This window comes from Curtobacterium sp. 8I-2, assembly GCF_902506155.1.
GTDB classification, from domain to species: domain Bacteria; phylum Actinomycetota; class Actinomycetes; order Actinomycetales; family Microbacteriaceae; genus Curtobacterium; species Curtobacterium poinsettiae.
Genome location: NZ_LR732827.1, coordinates 775201 through 799288, shown reverse-complemented (window position 1 = coordinate 799288; position 24088 = coordinate 775201). Strand labels below are relative to the sequence as shown.

Sequence of the window (24088 nt, the reverse complement as noted above, 5' to 3'; positions counted from 1 at the left end):
GCCACGTGCTGCAGCCCGCTACCGGGTGCGGTGGGAGCCGGTGTCGGTCCGCGTCGCGAGCACCCCGGCGGTGCGGAACGCGTCCTCGACGGCGGCGGTGACCTCGCGCCAGGCGGCCCGACGCCGGTTCGCTCCGATGCTGCCGCCGGACACGGCCGTGCCGTGCCCGGCCCGGCGCAGCGAGATCGTCGTGGTGGCACCGTCCACGACGGTGGACAGCTCGTACCGGCGGTACTCCCGGGCCGGCTGCACGAGCGCGCCGAGCAGGATGGTGAGCGCCCGGCTGCCTGCCGTCGCGGTCATCGTGCCACCGGTCGACTCGACGTGGTGACCGGTGCGGCGCAGCGCGGCGGCGGCGACCTCCATGGCGGTGCACCGGTCGCCCGTGTGCACGGCGAACTCCGTCGTGGTGTCCATCGGCCCTCCCCGTCCCGAACGAACGCGTGCCGAACGGCACGCACCGATTCCCCCGAATCGGTCTCAGACAGTCTAACTGATGCGTTCTCATGGACGACAGTGCGGCCCGAGCGCCAGACGGACCCGCCCGGACGGACCCGCCCGCACGGGCCTTCAGTAGACTGCCGTGGTGTCAGTGAACCCCGAGCTCGTCGGCAGGACGTTCCCGCCGGCCCAGCCCTACCTGGTCGGCCGCGAGAAGGTGCGCGAGTTCTCTCGTGCGGTGTTCGCGACCAACCCCGTCCACCACGATCCGGACGCCGCCCGCGCCGCCGGGTACGCCGACGTGGTCGCACCCCCGACGTTCGCCGTCGTCGTGCAGGAAGCCACGCTCGCGCAGCTCCTGAACGAGCCCGACGCCGGCATCGACTTCTCCCGCGTGGTCCACGGCGAGCAGTCCTTCACCTACGACCGTCCGATCGTCGCCGGTGACGAGCTCACCGCGACCCTGACGGTGACCAGCGTGAAGACCCTCGGCGGCAACGCGATGGTCACGGCCCAGAGCACCATGAACGACGCCGAGGGGGAGCACGTCGTCACGGCGACCTCCACCCTCGTGGTCCGAGGAGACGACGCATGACCGCCGCACCCGCCACCGCGCTCGAGGTCGGCACCGTCGTCGCCGAACGTGCCGTGCACCTCACCCGTGATTCGCTCGTCCGGTACGCCGGCGCCTCGGGCGACTTCAACCCGATCCACTACCGCGACGACGTCGCCGCCTCGGTCGGTCTGCCCGGCGTCCTCGCCCACGGCATGCTCACCATGGGGATCGCCGTGCAGCCGGTGGCCGAGTGGCTCGGCGACCGCGGCTGGGTCGCGGGCTACGGCGTCCGTTTCACGCGCCCCGTCGTCGTCGACCCGGAGCAGGGTGCCACGGTCGGCATCGTCGCGAAGGTCGGCACCGTCGACGAGGACGGCCGTCCGAAGCGCATCGACCTCACCGTGACCGCCGCCGGGCAGACCGTGCTCGGCAAGGCGCAGGTCACGGTGGTGTTCCACTGACCGTGTCCGAGCCGGTGCTGGCCGACCTGACGACGCTCCGCGTCGGCGGGCCCGCCACCCGGCTGCTGACGGCGACGACGACCGACGAGCTCGTCGCCCACGCGACCGACGCCTTCGACGACCACGAGTGGCTCGTCCTCGGCGGCGGCAGCAACCTGCTGGTCGCCGACCAGGGCTTCGACGGCACCGTCGTGCTGGTCCGCACGACGGGCGTCGACGCGGACCGCGACGCCGACGGCGTCACCGTCCGCGTCGCCGCCGGTGAACCGTGGGACCCGTTCGTCGCCACGACGGTCGCGAACGGCTGGACCGGCCTGGAGGCCCTCAGCGGCATCCCGGGCACGGTCGGTGCGTCCCCCGTGCAGAACATCGGCGCCTACGGGGTCGAACTCGCCGACGTGCTCACCCGCGTCGAGTTCCTGGATGCGGCCACGGGGGAGCGCGCGTGGGTCCCGGTAGCCGAGCTGGCGCTCGGCTACCGCACGTCGACCCTCAAGCACGGTCGGCGCGGTGTCGTGCTGACGGTGGAGTTCCGGCTCGGACTCGCGGGGGAGCACGGCGTGCCCGTGCAGTACGCGCAGCTCGCCGGTTCGCTCGGTGTCGACCTCGGCGCGCTCGTGCCGCCCACGACCGTCCGCGACGAGGTTCTGCGGCTGCGCGGTTCCAAGGGCATGGTGCTCGACGGGGACGACCACGACACCTGGAGCGCCGGATCGTTCTTCACGAACCCGATCGTCTCGCCCGCGTTCGCCGAGACCCTGCCCGCTGATGCTCCGCGCTGGCCCGCGGGCGACGACGTCAAGCTCAGTGCGGCCTGGCTCATCGAGCACGCCGGCGTCCACCGGGGGTACGCGGTTCCGGGTTCGCGCGCGGCGATCTCGTCGAAGCACACCCTCGCACTGACGAACCGCGGCGGGGCGACGGCCGCGCAGGTGGCCGAGCTCGCCCGGTACGTGCAGGTGAGCGTCCTGAACCGCTTCGGTGTCTCGCTCGTCCCGGAACCCGTGGTGGTGGGGGACCTGCTCGGCTGAGCGTCCGCGCGACGGGACCGACGAGCACGACGCTCCACGGGCCTCCCGGAACGGGAAGAACGGGCCACCTCGACGAGGTGGCCCGTTCCGTGTCCGGCAGTGTCTACGCGAAGAACTCCGCCAGTCGGGCGACGCCCTCGGCGATGTCCTCGTCGCCCAGCGCGTACGACAGACGCAGGTAGCCGGACGGACCGAAGGCCTCACCGGGGACGACCGCGACCTCGGCGTGCTCGAGGATCAGGTCCGCCAGCTCGAGCGTGGTCGTCGGGGTGGCGCCGGCCCATTCGCGGCCGAGCAGTTCGGTGACGTCCGGGTAGACGTAGAAGGCGCCCTGCGGGGTCGGCGTCCGGAACCCCGGGATCGCGTTGAGGCCGTCCACGATCGACCGACGTCGACGATCGAAGGCCTCGCGCATCGCGGCGACGGGTTCCTGGGGACCGGTCAGCGCGGCGATCGCGGCACGCTGCGACACGTTGGAGACGTTGGACGACAGGTGCGACTGCAGGTTGGAAGCGGCCTTGACGGCGTCGGTCGGGCCGATGAACCACCCGACGCGCCAGCCCGTCATGGCGTAGGTCTTCGCGACGCCGTTCACCAGGATCGTGGTGTCGGCGAGGGCGGGGACCTCGGCCAGGATGCCGGCGAAGCGGACGCCGTCGTACACCAGGTCCTGGTAGATCTCGTCGCTGATCACCCAGATGCCGTGCTCGAGCGCCCACTCGCCGATCGCCCGGGTCTGCTCGGCCGAGTACACCGCGCCGGTGGGGTTCGACGGCGAGCAGAACAGCAGTGCCTTGGTCTTCGGGGTGCGGGCTGCCTCGAGCTGCTCGACGGTCACCAGGTAGTCCTGGTCGCTGCCGGCGAAGACCTCGACCGGCTCGCCACCGGCCAGGCGGATGGCCTCGGGGTAGGTGGTCCAGTACGGCGCGGGCAGCAGGACCTCGTCACCGGCGTCGACGATGGTCTGGAACGCCTGGTACACCGCCTGCTTGCCGCCGTTCGTCACGATGACCTGCGACGGCTCGACCGTGACGCCGGACACCCGGGCGGTCTTGTCGGCGATGGCCTGCTTCAGTTCGGGCAGGCCGGTCGCGGGGGTGTAGCGGTGGTTCTTCGGGTCCTGCGCCGCGGCGACGGCGGCATCGACGACGTGCTGCGGGGTCGCGAAGTCGGGCTCGCCGGCGGCGAACGAGATCACCGGGCGCCCGGCGGCCTTGAGCGCCTTGGCCTTGGCATCGACCTTGAGCGTCGCGGACTCGGCGATGGCGGCGATGCGCGACGCGATGCGCGGGTGATCGTCCGACGCGGTGGCGAGGGTGTCGGGGGACACGTGGGCGGTGGACTCGGGGCCTGGGGCTGCGGTGCTCACGGGGCTCAGCCTACCGGCGCGGCACGCCGTGGAAGGGGTCAAGTGGACACCGTGTGACGGACTCCCGTAGACTCGTCCACCGGAACGCGGATCGGTGACGAGCCGTGTTGCGAAGGGCGGTGGCTCAATTGGTAGAGCAGCGGTCTCCAAAACCGCAGGTTGCAGGTTCGAGTCCTGTCCGCCCTGCAACTCTGGAAGGGTAGAAGTTGGCGAGCAAAGACATGGAGACGACGGCGGACGACGTCGTCGCCCAGGCGAAGCAGGACCGGGCCGAGCGCCGCGGGCCCATCGCTGCCATCGTGCTCTTCATCCGTCAGGTGATCGGCGAACTGCGCAAGGTCGTGACGCCGACCCGCAAGGAACTCTTCAGCTACACGGGTGTCGTGCTCGTGTTCGTCGTCGTCATGATGATCCTGGTGTCGATCCTCGACTTCGTGTTCGGTCTCGGCGTCGGGTACGTCTTCGGCAACGGGCCCACGGCCTGACCCCGACGTCGGTTGCCGTGCGCAGCCGTTCCGAGGAGTACGGTCGCCCGAGACGGCGTCGATCGTGACGGCGTCGATCGTGACCATGACCGACCGCCAACCCGACCCGAACCACCGAACGGAAAGAATCGACTGTGTCTGACAACTCCCGCGATGACATCGACCTCGCGACGGCTGCCGAGCAGTCCTCCGAGGTCGAGGAGAACCAGGAAGGCGACGTCGAGACCGGCGAAGGACGCTCCGTCGAGTCCGCTGAAGAGCGTGCGATCTCGATCGAGGGCGACGACGACGAGTCGCTCGGCCTCAGCTCCGAGCCCGACGACGGCACCGTCGACGCCGGCCTCGACGAAGCGCTGACGGCTCTGCAGGAGTCCCGCGACCCCGAAGCCGACGCCGTCGTGGACGACGCCCTCGAGATCGACTCCGCCGACGAGGCCGAGGCCGCCGTCGAGGCCGTCGAGGACGAGGAAGAAGTCGAGCTCGAGTCCGAGACCGCCGCCGAGGCCAACGAGACGCTCGCTGCCGACGAGGCACTCGACGCCGAGGACGAGGACGACGAGCCCGCCGAGGTCGACCCGTACGAGGCCTTCAAGGCCGAGCTGCGGATGAAGCCGGGCAAGTGGTACGTCATCCACTCCTACGCGGGCTTCGAGCGCCGCGTGAAGTCGAACATCGAGAACCGCATGGTCTCGATGTCGATGGAGGACTACATCTACCAGGTCGAGGTCCCGATGGAGGACGTCGTCGAGATCAAGAACGGGCAGCGCAAGCTGGTCACCCGCGTCCGGATCCCCTCGTACGTGCTCGTCCGCATGGACCTCAACGAGGACTCGTGGTCGGTCGTCCGCCACACCCCGGGTGTCACCGGCTTCGTCGGCAACGCCCACAACCCGACCCCGCTCCGCTTCGACGAGGCGTTCGGGATGCTCAAGTCCCTGGTGCAGGTGGCCGAGGCCGCCCCGACCAAGGGTGGCGCGAAGGGCAGCGGCTCGCTGCAGGCACAGCCCGCAGCCGAGGTCGACTTCGAGATCGGCGAGACGATCACGATCAAGGAAGGCTCGTTCGCGGGTCTTCCGGGTTCGATCTCCGAGATCAAGCCGGAGAGCGGCAAGCTCACCGTCCTCGTCTCGCTGTTCGAGCGCGAGACCCCGGTCGAGCTCAGCTTCGACCAGGTCACCAAGCTCTAGCGATCACCACGCTGTAGCGATCACCGAGATCGACTACACTGAACGGGTTTGGGCCCGTGCGCCTCGTGCGAGCGGGCCTTCACCGCTGTCCGGAACGGCCGGACCAGCGGGAGAGTGCACGGATCCCCGTGTGTTCGATTCCAGGAGGAAGACAAGTCATGGCACCGAAGAAGAAGGTCACGGGCCTGATCAAGCTGCAGATCAACGCGGGAGCCGCCAACCCGGCACCCCCGATCGGTCCGGCGCTCGGTCAGCACGGCGTCAACATCATGGAGTTCTGCAAGGCGTACAACGCGGCGACCGAGTCGCAGCGTGGCAACGTCGTGCCGGTCGAGATCACCGTCTACGAGGACCGTTCGTTCACGTTCGTCCTGAAGACCCCGCCGGCCGCCGAGCTCATCAAGAAGGCTGCTGGTGTGCAGAAGGGGTCCTCGACCCCGCACACGGTCAAGGTCGCGAAGATCTCGATGGACCAGGTCCGTCAGATCGCCGAGACCAAGCAGGCCGACCTGAACGCCAACGACATCGAGCAGGCCGCGAAGATCATCGCCGGCACCGCACGCTCGATGGGCATCACGGTCGAGGCCTAAGCACCGATCGGGCTCCGGCCCACCACCAGACACCTTTCCGTGGGAGAGCCTCGCCGGCTCGCCAACCACGTATCTCGCAAGGAGACCACCATGGCGAAGAAGTCCAAGGCCTACCAGGCCGCGGCCGCGAAGATCGAGGCCGACAAGTTCTACACCCCGACCGAGGCCGTCGCCCTGGCCAAGGAGACCGGTTCCTCGAAGACCGACTCCACGGTCGAGGTCGCGCTCAAGCTCGGCGTCGACCCCCGCAAGGCCGACCAGATGGTCCGCGGCACGGTCATCCTGCCGCACGGCACGGGCAAGACCGCCCGCGTCATCGTCTTCGCGACGGGCGCGGCTGCTGAGGCCGCCATCGCCGCCGGCGCCGACGAGGTCGGTGGCGACGAGCTCATCGCGAAGGTCGCCGAGGGCTACACCTCGTTCGACTCCGCCGTCTCGACCCCGGAGCTCATGGGCAAGGTCGGTCGTCTCGGCAAGGTGCTCGGCCCGCGTGGCCTCATGCCCAACCCGAAGACCGGCACCGTGACCCCGAACGTCGCGCAGGCAGTCAACGACATCAAGGGCGGCAAGATCGAGTTCCGCGTCGACAAGCACGCCAACGTGCACTTCGTCGTCGGCAAGGCCTCGTTCACGCCGGAGCAGCTCGACGAGAACATCTCGACCGCGCTCGAGGAGATCAACCGCCTCAAGCCGTCGTCCTCGAAGGGCCGTTACGTCATGAAGGGCGCCGTCTCGACGACCTTCGGTCCCGGCATCCCGCTGGACGTCAACAGCATCTGAGTCCACTGACTCGTGGAAGGACCCGCACCGGCAACGGTGCGGGTCCTTTCCGCATGTGGGGCGCGTGTCCCGATAACGTGGTGTGGTGCGCACCCTCGTGAACTCGCTCCGGCTGATCGCCGTCATCGCCATCGTCGTCGCGGTCGTCGCGCAGTGGCTCGAGAGCGCGAAGTCCCCGACCTACTCGTTCTGGAACTTCTTCGGCTACTTCACGATCCAGTCGAACCTGATCATCGCCGTGGCCCTCGCGGTGACGCTCGTCGCCGCGGCACGTCGCAAGCGGGCGGACCTCGCCGTCTCGGTGCTCCGCGGTGCCGCCACGGTGTACATCGCGACGACGGGCATCGTCTACAACACGCTGCTCACGGGCGCGAACGTGTCGGCCTCGGTGCCGTGGTCGAACGACATCGTGCACAAGATCATCCCGGTGTACGCGGTGCTCGACTGGCTGCTGTTCTCGGACCGAGCACGGCTGCTGCTCCGGCACGTGTGGTGGTTCCTGCTCTACCCGGCGGTCTGGACCACCGTGGTGCTCGTCCGCGGTGCGACCGACGGGTGGGTGCCGTACCCGTTCCTCGACCCCGCGCAGGGCTACGGTGTCGTCGCGATCTACGTCGTCGGGATCGCGGTGTCGATCACCTTGCTCGGGATCCTGGTCGTTGGGATGAGCCGGTTGCGGCTGGTGAAGGTCTAGCTGGTGACGGTCCAGCAGACGGTCCAGCTGACGGTCTAGGAGCGGAAGCCGCGCAGTTTGTCGAGCACCAGGTCGGCGAGCTGCACCAGCCCCCGGATCTGGTCGTCGTCGCGGTCGACCCAGCGGCACTCGGGTTCGTCGGCCACCGGGACGAACCCGTCGTGGCGTTCCCAGACGAACAGGGTGCGGTCGGCGCCGAGCACGTACTGCTGCCACCAGATCTGCCGCAGGTAGTGCCGGGGGATGCTCCGCCAGCCCTTGCCGGTGGTCTTGATCTCGGCGAGCACCACACGGGACGACTCGTCGACCCCGACGCCGTCCGGGGTGGCGAGGTGCGCGCGGTTCGCGGCGGCGTGGAACAGGTGCGCCGAGGGCTGGATGCCGTGGGTGGCAGCCACCCAGGCGGCGATGACCGGTTCGCGGTCCTTCCCGTGCTCGGTGAACGCGTTGCCGGAGAACCGGGAGCCGTAGCGTTTCTCGGTGACGACGGCCTCGACGGCGCGCAGGGAGGCGAGCCGGGCGACGTCGGTGGCGGTGATGCCCATGGCGCGGGCGCGGAGCCACGCGGCGCGGTCCGAGGAGTGCGCGACGATGCGCTCGGTGTGGCCGCGCAGGGCGGTGAACGCGTCACGCGCGGCCGGGACCGGCGTACCGGGGGCGGGATACGCCTCCAGACCGGGGTCCAGGTCGCCCCACAGGGTGGGCTGCACGATCGTCACCCCACGATTGTCCCCCCGACCACCGGCAGGACCGAAACCGACGCGCTCACGCGGCGGGCGGGTGTGCGTCAGGAGGCCAGTTCGCGGCCCTCGGCGAAGGCGACGAGCTCGTCGACCCCGGCGGGGGAGAGGGCGTAGCCGATGGCGAGGGCCGCGGCACCCTGCAGCGCTGCGAGGGAGCCCGCACGGGACTGCACGATGACGAGGTGCTCGCTGGCGAGGGGCATCGAGCGGGAGTAGACGACCTCACGGACGCCGGCGAGCAGGTGCTCACCCGCCTGCGTGATCGATCCGCCGAGCGCGATGACGGACGGGTTGATGAGCGAGATGCACGTCGCCAGCACTTCGCCGATGTCACGGCCCGCCTGCCGGACGGCGTAGATCGCGTCGAGGTCCGATCGGTTCACCAGGTCGATGACGTCGGCTCCGGTGTGCACGTCGTGCCCCTTCGCGCGGAGGGCCCGGGCGATGGCCGGACCGGAGGCGACGGCCTCGAGGCAGCCGGTGTTGCCGCAGTGGCACGGGACGTCGCCGGCGCGCGAGACGCGCACGTGCCCGATGTCCCCGGCGGTGCCCTGGGCACCGCGCTGCAGCCGGCCCTCGGACACGATGCCGGAACCGATGCCGGTGGCGACCTTCACGAACAGCAGGTGGTCGATGTCCGGCCAGCCGTGCTCCCGTTCGCCGAGCGCGGCGATGTTCACGTCGTTGTCGAGCAGGACGTGGGCGGCGATGTGCTGGCGGAGCCACGAGGGCACGTCGAAGCCGTCCCAGCCGGGCATGATCGGCGGGTTGGCCGGTCGTCCGGTGGAGAACTCGACGGGTCCGGGGACGCCGATGCCGATCGCGATAACGTCCTGTCGGTTGCGCCCGACCTCGGCGAGCAGGTCGTCGATCGTCTCGACGAGCCACGACAGCGTCGGCACCGGGCCGGCCGCGATGTCGATCCGGGCATCACGGGTGGCGAGCGGTGCCGCGACCAGGTCGGTGACGGCGACGCGGCCGTGCGACGCACCGAGGTCGGCGGCGATGACGAGCCGGGCGCGGGGCTTCAGCGCCACCTGGGCGGGCGGACGGCCGCCGGTGGAGACGGCGGTGTCGACGGCACCGACGAGTCCGATGTCGATCAGGGAGTCGAGGCGCACGCCGATGGTGGAGCGTGCGAGTCCTGTCAGTGCGGCGAGCTCGGCCCTGGTGCGCGGCACGCCGTCGCGGAGGATCTGGAAGAGCTCGCTCGTCCCGACCGGAGGCGACGCTGCCGTCCGGTTCAAGTCGACCATGTGGGGAGTGAAGCACACATCGTTCGCGCCACGCAATGAAGTCCGTCGACATTCCTTCGACTTCTGCTTGACCGCCGACAAAAGTGCTCGTAGTGTGACGATCGGTCACTGACGACCGCACCATCTCGACGAGGAGAACCCTGGTGACCCAACCGCTCTCGGTCCAGCTCTACACGGTCCGCGATGCCCTCAGCGCCGATCTGCCCGGCACCCTGCAGCGCATCGCCGACATCGGCTACACGAACGTCGAGGCCTTCGGCTTCGTCGACAACGCCGACGAACTCGCCGCCGCCCTGCGGAGCGCAGGCCTCGCCGCCCCGAGCGGCCACGCCCGGCTGCTCGACGCCGGCGAGCAGGACCTCGAGCGCATCTTCCACGCGTCCACCACCCTGGGGTTCGGGACGCTCATCGACCCGCACATCGACGAGGCCCGCTGGACCACCCGCGAGGACGTCGAGGCGATCGCCCGCGAACTCAGCGCGCTCGCCCCGCGGGCGGCCGACCACGGTCTGGTGCTCGGCTACCACAACCACGCGTTCGAGTTCTCGAACCGCATCGACGGCGTCAGCGCCTACGAGGTCTTCGCCGACGCCCTGTCCGACGACGTCGTGCTCGAGCTCGACACCTACTGGGTGCAGGTCGGCGGGGACGACCCGGTCGCGGTCATCGGCAAGTACGGCGACAAGGTCCGGTTCCTGCACGTCAAGGACGGCGACGGCTCGCACGACGACAAGCAGCAGGTCGCCGTCGGCAACGGCATCATGCCGATCCGCGACATCATCGCCGCCGCACCCGACGCCCTGCACGTCGTCGAGCTCGACGACCACGACGGTGACGTCCTCCAGGCCGTCGCCGACTCCTACACGTTCCTCGAGGGGGCCCGCGCATGACCGACACCACGACCGCCGCTGCGACGGCGACCGACAGCACGCTGCGCACCGGCCCGGTCGGCGTCGGCGTCATCGGCGCCGGGGTCATCTCGGACCAGTACCTGTCGAACCTCACGGTCTTCCCCGACGTGACGGTCCGCTTCATCGCCGACATCGACCTGCCGCGCGCTGCCGCCCAGGCCGAGAAGTGGGGCGTCCCCGGCTCGGGCACCGTCGAGGAGCTCCTGGCCGACGACGACATCGAGATCGTCGTGAACCTGACGATCCCGGCTGCCCACGTCGAGGTCGCGCTGCAGGCCCTGGCCGCAGGCAAGCACGTCTGGGGTGAGAAGCCCTACGCCCTCGACCGTGCCAGCGCCGCGGAGCTCCGTGACGCTGCGGTCGCCGCGGGCAAGACGGTCAGTGTCGCCCCGGACACGTTCCTCGGCGCCGGCCTGCAGACCGCGCTCCGCACCATCCGCGAGGGCCGCATCGGCACGCCGCTCAACGGCCTGACGCTGTTCCAGAGCCCCGGCCCGGAGTCGTGGCACCCGAGCCCCGAGTTCCTCTTCGCGTACGGCGCCGGTCCGCTGTTCGACATCGGCCCGTACTACATCACCACCCTCGTCCAGGCGTTCGGACCGGTGAAGAAGGTCACGGCGACGGCGTCGAAGTCCCGCGCCACCCGCACCATCGGCTCCGGACCGAAGGCCGGCACCGAGTTCCCGGTGGACGTCCCGACGAACCACTCGGCGCTCATCGAGTTCGAGAACGGCGGGAGCGCGCAGAGTGTCTTCTCGTTCGAGTCCGACCGGGGCCGGACCGGCTTCGTCGAGATCGCGGGGGAGACCGGCACCGTCGTGTTCCCCGACCCGAACAACTTCGACGGCGACACCGAGCTGTACCTGCTCGGTGCCGAGGAGCCCGAGACGATCCCCGCGGTCGGCTCCACCTCCTCGCGCGGCACCGGCGTGGTCGACCTGGCCCGCTCGCTGCGGGCCGGCGAGACGAACCGCGTCCCCGGTGCGCTCGCCTTCCACGTCCTCGACGTGATGGTCTCCATCGCCGAGGCAGCAGAACGTGGCGAGGCGGTGCTCGTCGAGAGCACCGTGTCGCCCTCCCCGACCCTCCCCGAGGGCTGGGACCCCGCGGATCGCACCCTGGCCTGACCGCCGGGGTGCTGCCCGCAACCCACAGCAGCACCCGACCAGCACCATCCGCAGCACCAGCTCCACCTCTGTACCATCCCTGCACCATCTCAACGACGAGAAAGTAGAGAGTCATGCGCACTGCCATCCGCGCACTGGCCATCACCGCGGCCGCCGCACTCACCGTGACCGGCCTCGCAGCCTGCTCCTCCGGATCGTCCGGCGGCGCCGGCGACTCCAAGACGCTCACCTACTGGGCCTCCAACCAGGGCACGTCCCTGCAGAACGACAAGGAGGTGCTGACCCCCGTCCTCGAGAAGTTCACCAAGGAGACCGGGATCAAGGTCGACCTCCAGGTCATCGGCTGGAACGACCTGCAGAACAAGATCCAGACCGCCGTCACCTCGGGCCAGGGCCCGGACGTCGTCAACATCGGCAACACCTGGGCGACCTCGCTCCAGGCCACCGGCGCCTTCCAGGAGTTCGGTGACGCCGAGATGAAGGCGATCGGCGGCGCGGACAAGTTCGGCAAGGTCGCCCTGTCCACCGGTGGCGCGCCCGACAAGACGGTCACGAGCGTCCCGCTCTACGGCCTCGCCTACGGCCTGTACTACAACAAGAAGATGCTGTCCGACGCCGGCATCACCCCGCCCACCACGTGGGAGGAGATGGTCTCGGACGCCGAGAAGCTGACCAAGGGTGACACCTACGGCTTCAGCCTCGCAGGCGGTTCGTACACCGAGAACTCGCACTTCGCGTTCATCAACTCGGCGCAGAACGGTGGCGAGTGGTTCGACAAGGACGGCAAGCCGACCTTCACCTCGAAGGCCAACGTCGACGGCATCAAGCGGTACCTCGACCTCATGCAGGACTCGAAGGTCGCCAACCCGTCGAACGCGCAGTACGACAACGCGACGCAGTCCACCACGGACTTCGCGAAGAAGAAGGCCGCGTTCATCCTCAACCAGAACAACGCGAACGCGACCATCGAGTCGCTCGGCATGAAGTCGTCCGAGTACGGCGTCGTGGCCCTGCCCGCCCCGAGCGGTGGCGAGCAGATCGCCTCGTTCCCCGCTGGCATCAACCTGTCGGTCTTCAAGAACACGAAGAACAAGGACGGCGCGCTCGAGTTCGTCAAGTACATGACGAGCATGGACACGCAGACGACGCTGGACAAGCCGTACTCGGCCCTGCCGGTGCTCGCCAAGGCTGCTGACTCCGTCACGGACGAGCAGACGAAGACGTTCCTCGACATCTACAACAACAAGGCGAAGCCGCTCCCGCTGGTGCCCGCCGAGGACCAGTTCGAGTCCACGGTCGGCAAGGCGATGAACGACATGTTCGCCAAGATCGCGACCGGTTCCAAGGTCTCCGAGGCCGACATCAAGTCGGCTCTGCAGACCGCCCAGGACCAGGTGTCCCAGGCCGCCGGTTGATCCACCCTGGAGGCCCGGGTCGCGTCCGCAGGACGCGCCCGGGCCTCCAGCCCCTGACGCTCCAGAGCCGACCACCCGTCGGCCGTGAGGCACACGCCCCACGCACCCCGCGCCTCCCGGCTGCCACGGCACGCGCGGACCGCACCTGCACGCCCCTCCTGCCGAAAGGCCCCACCAGATGTCCACGACGGTCCTGCCCGACTCGGAGCGCATCGACCTGACGCACACGAAGGCCCCGACGATGTCGGGCCGTCCGCCAGGTCGCAAGCGCAAGACCCACTGGCTGCCCTACGCGCTCGTCGCGCCGGCCATCCTGTTCGAGCTGCTCATCCACATCGTCCCGATGCTCACCGGCATCTGGATCTCGTTCATCCAGCTCACCAAGTACTTCATCGCGAACTGGGGCGCCGCGCCCTTCGCCGGGTTCCGGAATTACCAGGTCGTGGTCGACTTCGACCAGGCGATCGGCCGCGGGGTCCTCAACTCGTTCCTCATCACGTGTGCCTTCACGGTCCTCGTGGTCGGGCTCTCCTGGACGTTCGGCATGGCCGCAGCCGTCGCGCTGCAGAAGCCGTTCGCCGGACGCGGGCTGTTCCGCACCCTGTTCCTCGTGCCGTACGCGCTGCCGATGTACGCCGGCGTCATCACCTGGAAGTTCATGTTCCAGCGGGACTCGGGGGCACTGAACCACCTGCTGGTCGACCAGCTCGGACTGTTCGGTGGCAACGCCCCGTTCTGGCTCATCGGCAACAACGCCTTCGTCGCGGTCGTCGTCGTGGCCATCTGGAAGACCTGGCCGTTCGCGTTCCTGATGCTGATGGCCGGCCTGCAGTCCGTGCCGAACGACGTGTACGAGGCCGCCTCGGTCGACGGCGCGAAGCCGTTCCGCCAGTGGCGCTCGATCACGCTGCCGATGGTCCGTCCGGTCAACGTGACGCTCGTGCTCGTGATGTTCCTGTGGACGTTCAACGACTTCAACACCCCGTTCGTGCTGTTCGGCTCGACCGCGCAGCCACCGGCCGCGGACCTGCTGAGCTTCCACATCTACAACGCGTCGTTCATCACCTGGAACTTCGGTTCCGGCGCCGCGATGAGCGTCCTGCTCCTGCTCTTCCTGCTCGTCGTCACCGGCATCTACCTCGCCGTGACCAACCGGAGGTCCGTCCGTGCGTGAGACAACTGGCGCCAAGTCCTTCAAGATCATCACACTGGTCGTCCTGACGCTGTTCACGGTCGTGCCGCTCTACGTGATGATCACCACGGCCATCAAGCCCCTCGGCGACGTGCAGGACAACTTCACGTGGATCCCGTCGCGGATCACCTTCCAGCCGTTCATCGACATGTGGTCGACGGTGCCGCTCGGCCGGTACTTCATCAACTCGCTCGTCGTGTGCACGGTGGCGACGGTGTTCTCGCTGATCATCGCGACGTTCGCCGCCTACGGTGTCTCGCGCTGGAACTTCAAGGGCAAGAGCACCTTCACCACCGCGGTGCTCTCCACGCAGATGTTCCCCGGCGTGCTGTTCCTGCTGCCGCTGTTCCTGATCTTCACGAACCTCGGCAACACCCTGGGGATCCAGCTCGTCGGGTCGTGGCTCGGGCTGATCCTCACGTACCTGACGTTCACGCTCCCGTTCTCGATCTGGATGCTCGCCGGGTACTTCGAGACCATCCCGCGCGAGCTCGACGAGGCCGCGATGGTCGACGGTTCGGGTCCGATGGGTGCCCTGTTCCGGGTCATCCTGCCGTCGGCCCGTCCGGGTCTGGTGGCGGTCGGGATCTACTCGTTCATGACGGCCTGGGGTGAGGTCCTCTTCGCCTCGGTCATGACGAACGGGCTCGGTTCGACCCTGGCGGTCGGTCTGCAGCAGTACTCGACGCAGACGAACGTGTACTGGAACCAGGTCATGGCGGCGTCGCTCGTCGTGTCGATCCCGGTCGTGGCCGCGTTCCTCGTGGTCCAGCGCCAGTTCGTGGCCGGCCTGACCGCCGGTGCCGTGAAGTAGGCGGAGCCCCTTTCCGCAAGACACCGGTGTTCACGCTCGACACCCCCGCATCACGCGGTGCGCAGCGTGAACACCGGTGTTCTGTCGTTCCCCACCGACCCCGACCACCCGACGACCGACAGGATGGAAGCATGAGCGACGAAACCCGGGGGCGGCAGCTGCTGCCCGGACAGACCAGCCGCGTGCACGTGTACGACGTCCGGTCACGGACCGCGCGGCTCGTGTTCGAGTCGGCAACGGTGCTCGTCGAGGCGCCGAACGTCCTGGACGCCGACACCCTGGTGCTGAACGGTGACGGCGACCTCTGGCTGCTGCGGTTGCCGTCGGCCGACAGCGGCACCGTGCTCGACGAGACCGCGCTCGTGCCGGTGCCGATGGACGGCGTCGACGAGATCAACAACGACCACGTGCTCGAGCCGTCCGGCACCTCGATCGTGGTGAGCGCCCGCGACGGCGAGCTGTACCGGGTCCCGTTGCCGGACGGCGGCCCCGCGACCCGGATCACCGACGTCGCCGCGGCCCTGCCGACCAAGCGGAAGTTCTACCTGCACGGCATCGCCCCGGGCGGCAGCGCGCTCGCCGCGATCGTGGGTGAGCTGTCCGAGGACGGCGTCTGGACGACCGACGTCGCGATGGTCGACCCCGCGACCGGTGAGCCGACGTTCGTCACGCGGGACGAGCACGCCGACGACGGCTGCACGATCACCGCCGACGGCACGCTGCTCTGGAACACCGAGCGCTTCACACCGGGGACCGCGCAGCTCGCGTCACTCCGGCCCGGCGCCGACGACCCCGTGCGGATCACGAACGACGAGCGGGTGAACTGGTTCCCGCACCTGTCGCCCGACAGCGCACACCTGCTGTCCCTGTCGTACGAGCCCGGCGTGCAGGGCCACCCGGCCGACCACCGCGTCGAGCTCCGGCTGCTGCCCGGCTCGCTCGTCCGCGGCGCCCGGATCGCCGTGCAGCCGGAGACCCTGGTGGCGCTCGACGGCGGGCAGGGGACGGTCAACGTGCCGCCGTGGGCGCCGGACTCGACGTGGTTCGCGTACTGCGACTACCCGGTGGCGCGGTAGCGGGAGCGCCGGGGGGATCGGCGGCGTCCTCACGCGCTGAGCGACAGTCCACGCGCTCCTGGAGGCGTGGACTGTCGCTCAGCGCGGAACGCGGGCGGACGCCCCGCGCCTGCCCGCGCACCCGCCTGCCCCGCTAGACCTCGCACACCTGCCCCTGCTTGATGTGCAGGCGCCGCTCGGCCCGCTTCGCGACCCACGAGTCGTGCGTGACGATGACGACGGTCAGCCCGCGCTCCCGCCACTGCTTCTCGATGAGCGCCATGATCTCGTCGCGGGTCGACTCGTCGAGCGCACCCGTCGGCTCGTCGGCGAGCAGCACGCTCGGGTTCTTCACCAGCGCCCGGGCGATCGCCACCCGCTGCTGCTGTCCGCCGGAGAGCTCGGCCGGCAGGTGCTCCATCCGCTCACCCAGCCCGACCTCGCGGAGGGCAGCCACCGCACGCTCGCGGACCTCGGTCCGGGACCGGTTCGCGAGCGACCCCACGAACGCCGTCTCGACGTTCTCGAGCGCCGTCAGCGTCGGGATCAGGTTGAAGCTCTGGAACACGAAGCCGATCTCGGTCGCGCGCAGGTCGGTCAGCGCGCCGTCGCCGAGCTTCGCCACGTCGCGGTCGCCACCGAGGTGGATCGACCCGGCACTCGGCCGGTCGAGCGCTCCGAGCATCTGCAGCAGCGTCGACTTCCCGCCGCCGGTCGGCCCCTGGACGGCCACGAGTTGCCCCTGCGGGATCGTCAGGTGCACGTTCGTCAGGGCGGTGACGGTCCGGTTCTTCTGCTGGTAGGTCTTGCTGACGTTCGTCAGCCGGTACATCGGACTGGAGGCACGGCGCGCCTCCGCCTCGCCGGTCGCGGTGTCGGTGCTGGTCACGGGTGCTCCTGTCGTCGGTTCGGTCGTGTCGGTGCAGCCGGCCATCAGGCCACGCTCCGGAGCGCTTCGGCCGGACGGAGCCGGCTCGCACGCCAGCCGCCGAGCGCGCCGGCGATGAGCCCGCCGAGGATCGCCAGGCCGATCGCCAGCAGGATCACCTCGACGGTCACCGGGGCGTGCAGCACCACGTCGGTCGTCGACGCGGTGCTCGCGCCGCCGCCGAAGCCACCGGCCGGTGCACCGCCCGTCGTGCCGCTGCCCGCGGCCGCGGTCGCTGCGCCTCCGGGCATGCCACCGCCGCCACCGGCACCCCCGCCGGTCGTGCTCGAGGCGCTCGCCGAGATCGTCGGGCTGATGACGTTCACCACGAGGATGCCGATCAGGCCGGCCGCAGCGCCGAGCACGCCGCCGATCAGGCCCTGCACCAGGGACTCGCCCGCCACCTGTCGGGTGATGCGGCCGTTCGACCAGCCGATCGCCTTGAGGGTCCCGAACTCGCGGGTGCGGCGGGTCACGCCGGAGATCGTGAAGAGGATCGCGATGAGGAACGCCGCGGCGAGCACGACGATCGACAGCCACGTGCCGAGGTTCGCGACCAGGCTCGACGCGGTGCTGAGCGACCCGGACACGCTCGAGGCCAGGTCGGCCTCGGTGGAGACGGTGGCACTCGGCAGCTTCGCCTGCAGTGCGGACTTGATGGTGCTGACGTCGGACGACGACTCGGCGGAGACGGAGATCGAGGTGACCTTGCCGTCGAGGTCGGCCAGCGCCTGCGCGGTGTCGAGCGGGATGTAGGTGTTCGAGCCCGTGGTCGAGGCCGAACCGGTGGAGCTGACGATGCCGATGACGGTGAAGTCCGTGCCGCCGATGTCGACGGTGTCACCGACCGCCTTCGACTCGCTCTTCGCGTACGACGCATCGAGCACGACGACGTCCTTTCCCGCGTCCTCCGCGGCGAAGGTGCGCCCCTTCGTGAGCTCGGTGCTCGTGAGCGGACCGACCGTCGCGCCGGACACCGGGATGCCGGTCACCGTGAACGAGTCGACGCTGAACGACCCACCGCCGAACCCGCCGCCACCGCCGGTGTCCCCGCTCGGTGGGCCCTGCTGGGTCGTGCTGTCGCTGCTGGAGTCGCTGCTGCCGTCCGTGCTGCTGTCGTCGGTCGACTGCTGCTGGACCTGGCCGGAGAACGTGCTGTTCTCGAGGGTCAGGACACCCGTCGCGGCCTTGACGCCGTCGGTGCTCGTGATCGTCGACAGGTTCGCGGCGTCCAGGGTGCTCGTACCGCGCGCGACCGCGAGCCGCGACTGCGACAGGTCGGTCGAACCGCTGTCGTCGTCGCTGTCGCCCCGGCTGCCGAAGTCGAAGCTCGGACGCCCGCCGTTCGTCGACGCCGTCGCGGTCTTGGTGACGGTGATGTCGGTGCCGACGCCGTAGACGGACTGCAGGACGCTCGACTGCGCTGCCTGCACGCCACCCGAGATCGACGACACGATCACCACGAGGGCGATGGCCAGGGCCATCCCGATCGCGATGATGACCGTCTGCTTCTTGCGGTTCGTGAGTTCGCGCCTGAGGTAGGTCAGGAACATGGTTCTCCTCGGTGGTGGCCGGCTGGGGTCACCGGCCGCGCAGAGCACGCGGCGGGGCCGACGGAGGAGAACCTAGGCAGCGTGGTTGTGGCGGTCACTGCTGCTTCCGATGAACCGCGTAAGCGCCCCCGGCAAAGGATGACACGTGATATTCTGGATGCGTGGCGATCGTACGGAGTGGGGTGTTCAGCATCGCCGCGACCGCTTTCCGGGCCTCCGTGCAGATCGTCTCGAACGTCGTCGTGGCACGCGTCTTGGGGCCGGACGCCTACGGGGTCGCCGCGGCGGTGCTCGCGCTCGGTGTCGTCCTCGAGCTGGTCCGCAACAGCGGGTTCGCTGCGGTCGTCCTGCGTTCGGGTGCGCTCCCGGCGGACGTCCACGTCGCACTCCACCGGGCGAGCTCCCTGACTGGGATCCTGCTGGGGGCCCTCGTCGCCGCCTCAGGTCTCCTCGTCCTCCGGGCGCTGCCGTCGTCGCCGTCCGGCGGGCTGCTCCTGGCGATCGCAGTGGCCTTCCCGCTCGCCGGCCTCGTCGCCGTCCCGATCGCCTCGATGGTGCGCCAGCACGAGATGGGACGGGTCGCACTCGTCGAGTCGATCGCCGTGGTGCTCGGATCCACGCTGTCGATCGGTCTCGCGCTCGTCGGCGCCGGACCCGTCGCGATGGTGGCGCAGGTGGTGGCCCTGTGGATCGTGATCACGGTCGGCGTCGTCGTCCTGCGCCGCGTACCCCGCGGCACCGGAGCACCGTGGCGTTCGGTCCGCACCATGGCCGCGCTCGCGCGGGACGTGTCCTTGGTTCAGCTGGTCTCGCTCGTCGCCAGGGCAGGGGACCGCGTGCTGGTGGCGGCGCTCTTCGGCCCGGCGGCGTCCGGCTTGTGGGTCCAGGCCGTGCAGCTGATGACCTTGCCGCTGGACCAGATCGGGGCGGCTGTCCAACGGATCGCGGTCCCGGCGATGGCGGGCGTCGACGCCGTGGTGCTCCGTGAGCGGTTCCGGCGACTCGTCGGCACGGTGACGCTCCTGGCGTGGCCGGTCCTCGCCGTGCTCGGGGTGCTCGCCGGTCCGATCGTCCACCTGCTGTTCGGTGACGACTGGCTCGGCTCCGCGGCACTCCTGCCGTTCCTCGTCGTCGCGGGCGGGGCGCAGGCGCTCGGGTTCGCGGCCGTCTGGTACTTCATCGCCAGTGGCCGCGCCGGGCGACAGGTCCGTTGGGCGCTGGTCACCCAGCCGGTCCTCGTCGGCGCCCTCGTCGTCGGCACCGTCTGGGGGCCGCAGGGCATGGCTGCCGCGTACGCGGTGGCCTGCTCCGGGCTCGTGGTGCCGGCCTTCCTGGTGGCGACGAAGGGATCCGGTCTGCGGTTGCGCGACCTCGGACTCCCGGTCCTCCCTGCGGCCGCGGCCACGAGCGCCGCGGTCCTCGTGTCGGCCGTGGTCCGGGTCGGGTTCGGTGCTGATCCGATCGGCTCCGTGCTCGTGCCGGGCATCCTGGCAGCACTGGCGGCACTGCTCGTCGCCCTCGTGTTCCCCGACGTCCGATCGGCCCTGCCCCGTCGGCGCCGACGACCTCCCCGTCCCCGTCCCAGGAAGGCGCTCGCCCGTGGCCCGGTTCCCTGATCCCGTCCCCCCGGTCCCACCCGTGCGGACGGCTGTCATCCCCGCCGCCGGTCGCGGCACCCGACTCGGTCGCCTGACGCAAGCGATCCCGAAGGAGCTGCTGCCACTCGGCGACCGGCCGACGCTGGACATCGTGGTCGACGAACTGATCGGCGCCGGGATCGAGCGCATCGTCCTCGTCACCCGGCCGGACAAGACGGCCTTGAACGACTACGTCACGGACGTCCTCCGGCCGGACGCCCGAGCCCGGGGTGTCGAGTTGGAGACCTGTCTCCAGACTGCCGGGCCGGGCAACGGGGGAGCGATCCTGTCGGCTGCGACCCGCGTGCGCGATGAGTCCTTCCTCGTGCTCTGGGGTGACGAGGTCGTCTTCGGTGAGAACCGCAGCGCCGTCGTGCTCGACCGTCACCGCAGGACCGGACTGCCCGTCATCGCCGTCGTGCGTGCTCCGCGTGCGGCGCTCCGACGCTGCGGTGTCGCTCGTGTGGACGCCAGCGGGAGGGTCGTCGAACTCGTCGAGAAGCCGGTCGACCCGCCCGTCGACGGGCTCGCTTCGGTCGGCGGGTACGTGGTCACGCCAGCGGTGCTCGGAGCGCTGCGCGCCGTGGCCCCCGCGGCCGACGGGGAGCTCTACCTCAGTGCTGCGCTCGGCGCGCTCGCACTCGACGGGGGCGTGCAGGCCGCACGGATCCACGGCGACTGGCACGAGACCGGGTCGATCGACGGCTACACGACCGCGTTCGCCGCAGCGGTTGCCCTCCACCGTTGATATTTCGCATGTGTAATGGGTATGCTGGTCGTCGACACCGAACGAAGGACAGCCATGCTCACCACCACAGCCCCTGACCTGCGGGCCGCCGCGCAGATCGTCGAGGCGTACTCCGTCCAGGTCGACCGGTTCGCCCGTCGGTTCCCCGTCGACGAGATCGCGCGCATCGCGGCCGTGCTCGTCGACGCCCACCGCGACGGACGCTCGGTCTTCGTCTTCGGCAACGGGGCCTGCGCGGCGTTGGCGAGCCACATGGCGGCCGACCTCGCGAAGAGCCTGGCTCCGTCCCGGCAGGCCGACCCGCTCGCTCCGGTCGCCGAGCGGCTGCGGATCCTCGCCCTGACCGACAACGCCGCAATGATGACCGCCGTCGGCAACGACTTCGACTACGACGACGTCTTCCTCGAGCAGCTGCGGGTCCTCATGCGCACCGGGGACGTCGTGTTCGGGCTCAGCGCCTCCGGGGGATCCGCCAACGTGCTGCGCGCGCTCGACTTCGCCCGCGACCGCGGCGCCGTCACGCTCGCCTTCACCGGGGCGATGCAGGGACTCCCGCCGATCCTCGACCTCGTCGACGTCGCCGCCGTGGTGCCGTCGTGTGACATCGACGTCATCGAGGACTTCCACGTCGCGTACCACCACGCGCTCACCCGTGCCTTCGTCGCCGGCGTCCAGGTCGCCCGCTCGTGATCATCGCCCGCTCCCCGCTCCGCGTCTCCTTCTTCGGTGGGGGCAGCGACCTCCCCGCGTACTTCTCCGAGCAGCCCGGGTGCGTGGTCAGCACCACGATCGACCTGGCCGTCGAGACCGTCGTCCGCCCCCGTGCACGTGGTGGGATCCGCGTCGTGACCGACGGCGTGCAGACGGCGGACTCCCCGGCAGCCATCGAGCACGACTTCGTGCGCGAAGCCCTGCTGCACGACACCCCGGCGGTCCCGGTCGACGTCTCGATCCACTCCGACGTCCGGAGCTCCGGGACCGGCCTCGGCACCTCCGGCGCGGTCGTCACCAGCCTGGTGGCGGCGTTGGCGGCACTCCGCGGTGCCGACCTCGAGCCGAGCGCGCTCGCCGCCACGGCCAGTGAGATCGAGATGATCCGCTGCGCGCGTCCGGTGGGCCTGCAGGACCAGACCGCGTCCGCCCACGGGGGACTCCGTCGCTACGACTTCGGCACCGACGGCTCGACGGTCGCGACGCCCATCGACATGCCGGAGCGTGCCAGGCAGGACCTCGAATCGTCGCTCGTGCTGGTCGACACCCTGATCGGGCGGGACGCCGGACAGCAACTCGGCCGCCAGTCCCGCACGATGTCGCGGCCGGGCGGAGCGCGGGACCGCGTGACACGGATGGTGGAGCTCGCCCGGGTGATGGGCGACGAGCTCGCCGCCGGTCGCACCGACTCGTTCGGCCCGGCCCTGCACGAGGCATGGACGCTCAAGGCCGCGGTGCTCGGAACGACGGCGAGCCCCGTCGTCGAGCTGTACGAGCACGGACGCACGCTCGGGGCCACCGGCGGGAAACTGCTCGGTGCCGGCGGAGGCGGGCACATGCTGTTCGTCGTGCCCCCGTCCGAGCGTGCTGCGTTCGTCCGGGCCCTCGGCCCCGAACGCGTCGTCCCGTTCGCCTTCTCGGAGACCGGGACCCGTGTCCGCGTCGCGTGACCGCCACCGGTCGTTGGAACGGCTCTCCGAACGGCCGCTCGACGGCGTCGATGCACTGTTCCTCGACCGGGACGGTGTGCTCATCGTCGACCACGGACACGTCGGGTCGCTCGACCGCACCGAGCTCGTCCCCGACGCCATCGAATCGGCTGCTGCGGCCTGGCACGACGGCATCCCGGTGGTCGTCGTGACGAACCAGAGCGGCATCGCCCGGGGCTGGTACGACTGGTCCGGCTTCGACACCGTGAACGGGCGCATCCGCCGAGCCATGCAGTCCCACGGCGCGGACGTCGACGTGATCGTCGGGAGTGCTCGACTGCCCGGTGACCCGGACCCGTGGCGGAAGCCCGGACCCGGCATGGTCCTCGCGGCGGCAGCGACGTTCGGCATCCGGCTCGCCGGGTCCTGGATCGTCGGTGACCGTCCGTCCGACCTCGCCTGTGGTCGGACCGCCGGGCTCGCCGGCGGTGTCCTCGTCGGCGACCTCCACGCCACGGGGGTGACCCCCGCCGCCGGGATCACCACGGCGGCCACGATGATCGGCGCGACGGCCGGCCAACGGGAACCCGCACGATGAGCGGCGTCGCACCGCAGCCCACGGTCGGCGTCGTCATCCCGGTCGGACAGCGCACCACTGTCGAGCTCGGCCCCCAGTTCGCAGCGCTCGCCCGGCAGACGTGGACCGGACCCGTCGAGATCGTGGTCAGTTGCAACGGTGAACCCCGTCACCTGGTCGACGCGCGCATCGCTGCAGAGGAGTGGCCGCGCGGCTGGACGGTCCGCTCCATCGACTCGTCCGCGATCCGAGGCGCTGCCCCGGCGCGGAACGCCGGTTGGCGGGCACTCCGCTCCGACATCGTGCTGTTCTGCGACGCTGACGACGTCGTGGCGGACACCTGGATCGCGGGGATGGTCCGCGGGCTGGCCGATGCCGGTGTCTGCACGGGGCCGCTGCTGCACGACGCGCTCAACGAGCCGTGGATGTGGGAAGCGCCCGAGCAGGCGTGGCCGATCGTGCGGTTCGGGCACCTCCCGCACACGTCCGCTGCCAACCTCGGCATGCGGCGCACCGTCCTCGAAGCCGCCGGGGGCTTCGACACGTCGCTCGGTGCCGCCGAGGACATCGACCTGGCATGGCGTGCGACCTACCTCGGGTTCCCGACCCACTTCGAACCGTCCGCATCGGTCCAGTACCGACTCCGCCGAGGCACCCGGGAGCTGTTCCGGAACAACCGGCACTACGCGCGCTGGGACCGTGTCCTCGTCGACAAGCACCGAGCGCACGGCGCCGCCTGGCGTCCCCGCGAGGTCCTCCGTCACCTCCTGGCGACCGGATGGGCGCTCGTGGGCGCACCGTTCGGCCGGCGGCGACGACGTGCTGCGGCGATCCGCCTCGGGACGGTCGCCGGCTGGGTGGAGCGGTTCACCGGCCGACGCCCCACCTCCACCTAGGA

At 70.2% G+C, this 24088-nt stretch carries 26 protein-coding genes and 1 tRNA gene; 21 read left to right on the top strand and 6 right to left on the bottom strand.

Annotated features, from left to right (window positions below; all coding sequences use genetic code 11):
* Positions 1-18: 18 nt before the first annotated feature.
* On the bottom strand, positions 19-417 hold the full coding sequence (locus BOSE127_RS07425; protein ID WP_159145897.1) for a hypothetical protein: 399 nt from the start codon (positions 415-417) through the stop codon (positions 19-21).
* 169 nt (positions 418-586) lie between these two features.
* On the opposite strand from BOSE127_RS07425, the gene BOSE127_RS07420 reads away from it, so the two are divergent.
* Genes BOSE127_RS07420 through BOSE127_RS07410 form a run of 3 tightly spaced genes read left to right on the top strand, consistent with a single transcriptional unit; the run spans position 587 to position 2489 of the window.
* Positions 587-1036 carry an FAS1-like dehydratase domain-containing protein gene (locus BOSE127_RS07420; RefSeq protein WP_082047026.1) on the top strand — a complete coding sequence of 150 codons (450 nt, stop codon included), beginning with the start codon at positions 587-589 and terminating at the stop codon, positions 1034-1036.
* Positions 1033-1458 carry a MaoC/PaaZ C-terminal domain-containing protein gene (locus BOSE127_RS07415; protein WP_042541105.1) on the top strand — a complete coding sequence of 142 codons (426 nt, stop codon included), beginning with the start codon at positions 1033-1035 and terminating at the stop codon, positions 1456-1458. The genes BOSE127_RS07420 and BOSE127_RS07415 overlap by 4 nt, the downstream gene beginning before the upstream one ends.
* A gap of 2 nt (positions 1459-1460) precedes the next feature.
* Positions 1461-2489: a UDP-N-acetylmuramate dehydrogenase gene (locus BOSE127_RS07410; RefSeq protein ID WP_140448995.1), complete on the top strand. Its 1029-nt coding sequence runs from the start codon at positions 1461-1463 to the stop codon at positions 2487-2489.
* Positions 2490-2592: 103 nt separating this feature from the next.
* On the opposite strand, the gene BOSE127_RS07405 is transcribed toward BOSE127_RS07410, so the two are convergent.
* Positions 2593-3819: a pyridoxal phosphate-dependent aminotransferase gene (locus BOSE127_RS07405; protein ID WP_159558115.1), complete on the bottom strand. Its 1227-nt coding sequence runs from the start codon at positions 3817-3819 to the stop codon at positions 2593-2595.
* A gap of 152 nt (positions 3820-3971) precedes the next feature.
* On the opposite strand from BOSE127_RS07405, the gene BOSE127_RS07400 reads away from it, so the two are divergent.
* The 6 genes from BOSE127_RS07400 (at position 3972) to BOSE127_RS07375 (ending at position 7594) form a co-directional block, all read left to right on the top strand.
* Positions 3972-4044: transfer RNA gene (locus tag BOSE127_RS07400), tRNA-Trp, on the top strand.
* A 35-nt stretch (positions 4045-4079) separates the two neighbouring features.
* The gene (secE, locus tag BOSE127_RS07395) at positions 4080-4343 is read left to right on the top strand and encodes a preprotein translocase subunit SecE (RefSeq protein ID WP_017888636.1); all 264 of its coding nucleotides are present in this window, start codon (positions 4080-4082) and stop codon (positions 4341-4343) included.
* 134 nt (positions 4344-4477) lie between these two features.
* A complete protein-coding gene (gene nusG, locus BOSE127_RS07390; RefSeq protein ID WP_017888637.1) occupies positions 4478-5530 on the top strand; it encodes a transcription termination/antitermination protein NusG in 1053 nt (350 codons plus the stop codon).
* Positions 5531-5688: 158 nt separating this feature from the next.
* Positions 5689-6120, top strand: a complete 432-nt coding sequence (gene rplK, locus BOSE127_RS07385) for a 50S ribosomal protein L11 (protein WP_017888638.1) — start codon at positions 5689-5691, stop codon at positions 6118-6120.
* 90 nt (positions 6121-6210) lie between these two features.
* A complete protein-coding gene (gene rplA, locus BOSE127_RS07380) occupies positions 6211-6900 on the top strand; it encodes a 50S ribosomal protein L1 (protein ID WP_017888639.1) in 690 nt (229 codons plus the stop codon).
* An 85-nt stretch (positions 6901-6985) separates the two neighbouring features.
* On the top strand, positions 6986-7594 hold the full coding sequence (locus BOSE127_RS07375; protein ID WP_139179796.1) for a Pr6Pr family membrane protein: 609 nt from the start codon (positions 6986-6988) through the stop codon (positions 7592-7594).
* Positions 7595-7629: 35 nt separating this feature from the next.
* Here the strand turns inward: BOSE127_RS07375 and BOSE127_RS07370 are convergent, their stop codons facing one another.
* Both BOSE127_RS07370 and BOSE127_RS07365 read right to left on the bottom strand, forming a co-directional pair.
* Complete coding sequence (locus BOSE127_RS07370) at positions 7630-8313, bottom strand: YqaJ viral recombinase family protein (protein WP_159556743.1); 684 nt, start codon at positions 8311-8313, stop codon at positions 7630-7632.
* Between the two features lie 68 nt (positions 8314-8381).
* Entirely contained in the window at positions 8382-9593 is a 1212-nt protein-coding gene (locus BOSE127_RS07365; RefSeq protein WP_017888642.1) for an ROK family transcriptional regulator, read from the bottom strand.
* 143 nt (positions 9594-9736) lie between these two features.
* On the opposite strand from BOSE127_RS07365, the gene BOSE127_RS07360 reads away from it, so the two are divergent.
* From BOSE127_RS07360 to BOSE127_RS07335, 6 genes are all read left to right on the top strand, one after another.
* Entirely contained in the window at positions 9737-10483 is a 747-nt protein-coding gene (locus BOSE127_RS07360) for a sugar phosphate isomerase/epimerase family protein (protein ID WP_159556741.1), read from the top strand.
* Positions 10480-11631 carry a Gfo/Idh/MocA family protein gene (locus BOSE127_RS07355; protein WP_159556739.1) on the top strand — a complete coding sequence of 384 codons (1152 nt, stop codon included), beginning with the start codon at positions 10480-10482 and terminating at the stop codon, positions 11629-11631. Before BOSE127_RS07360 ends, BOSE127_RS07355 begins: the two co-directional genes overlap by 4 nt.
* 113 nt (positions 11632-11744) lie before the next feature.
* Entirely contained in the window at positions 11745-13046 is a 1302-nt protein-coding gene (locus BOSE127_RS07350; protein ID WP_017888645.1) for an ABC transporter substrate-binding protein, read from the top strand.
* A 178-nt stretch (positions 13047-13224) separates the two neighbouring features.
* Positions 13225-14220: a carbohydrate ABC transporter permease gene (locus BOSE127_RS07345; protein ID WP_017888646.1), complete on the top strand. Its 996-nt coding sequence runs from the start codon at positions 13225-13227 to the stop codon at positions 14218-14220.
* Positions 14213-15052: a carbohydrate ABC transporter permease gene (locus BOSE127_RS07340; protein WP_071251880.1), complete on the top strand. Its 840-nt coding sequence runs from the start codon at positions 14213-14215 to the stop codon at positions 15050-15052. Before BOSE127_RS07345 ends, BOSE127_RS07340 begins: the two co-directional genes overlap by 8 nt.
* Before the next feature lie 131 nt (positions 15053-15183).
* Positions 15184-16128, top strand: coding sequence for a TolB family protein (locus tag BOSE127_RS07335; RefSeq protein ID WP_159556737.1), 945 nt, complete (start codon positions 15184-15186; stop codon positions 16126-16128).
* A gap of 133 nt (positions 16129-16261) precedes the next feature.
* On the opposite strand, the gene BOSE127_RS07330 is transcribed toward BOSE127_RS07335, so the two are convergent.
* Complete coding sequence (locus BOSE127_RS07330; RefSeq protein WP_071251893.1) at positions 16262-16939, bottom strand: ABC transporter ATP-binding protein; 678 nt, start codon at positions 16937-16939, stop codon at positions 16262-16264.
* Between the two features lie 101 nt (positions 16940-17040).
* Positions 17041-18588: an ABC transporter permease gene (locus BOSE127_RS07325; protein WP_071251878.1), complete on the bottom strand. Its 1548-nt coding sequence runs from the start codon at positions 18586-18588 to the stop codon at positions 17041-17043.
* Positions 18589-18749: 161 nt separating this feature from the next.
* Here BOSE127_RS07325 and BOSE127_RS07320 point away from each other — a divergent pair, with 161 nt between their 5' ends.
* The 6 genes from BOSE127_RS07320 to BOSE127_RS07295 are packed head-to-tail and all read left to right on the top strand — an operon-like array spanning position 18750 to position 24086.
* Positions 18750-20204 carry an oligosaccharide flippase family protein gene (locus tag BOSE127_RS07320; RefSeq protein WP_071251877.1) on the top strand — a complete coding sequence of 485 codons (1455 nt, stop codon included), beginning with the start codon at positions 18750-18752 and terminating at the stop codon, positions 20202-20204.
* Positions 20205-20226: 22 nt separating this feature from the next.
* Entirely contained in the window at positions 20227-20973 is a 747-nt protein-coding gene (locus BOSE127_RS07315; RefSeq protein ID WP_056070674.1) for a sugar phosphate nucleotidyltransferase, read from the top strand.
* A gap of 54 nt (positions 20974-21027) precedes the next feature.
* A complete protein-coding gene (locus BOSE127_RS07310; RefSeq protein ID WP_017888653.1) occupies positions 21028-21663 on the top strand; it encodes a D-sedoheptulose-7-phosphate isomerase in 636 nt (211 codons plus the stop codon).
* Entirely contained in the window at positions 21660-22634 is a 975-nt protein-coding gene (locus tag BOSE127_RS07305) for a GHMP family kinase ATP-binding protein (protein WP_017888654.1), read from the top strand. Before BOSE127_RS07310 ends, BOSE127_RS07305 begins: the two co-directional genes overlap by 4 nt.
* Entirely contained in the window at positions 22618-23211 is a 594-nt protein-coding gene (locus BOSE127_RS07300) for a D-glycero-alpha-D-manno-heptose-1,7-bisphosphate 7-phosphatase (RefSeq protein ID WP_017888655.1), read from the top strand. Before BOSE127_RS07305 ends, BOSE127_RS07300 begins: the two co-directional genes overlap by 17 nt.
* Positions 23208-24086 carry a glycosyltransferase family 2 protein gene (locus BOSE127_RS07295; protein WP_020381117.1) on the top strand — a complete coding sequence of 293 codons (879 nt, stop codon included), beginning with the start codon at positions 23208-23210 and terminating at the stop codon, positions 24084-24086. Before BOSE127_RS07300 ends, BOSE127_RS07295 begins: the two co-directional genes overlap by 4 nt.
* Positions 24087-24088: the final 2 nt, after the last annotated feature.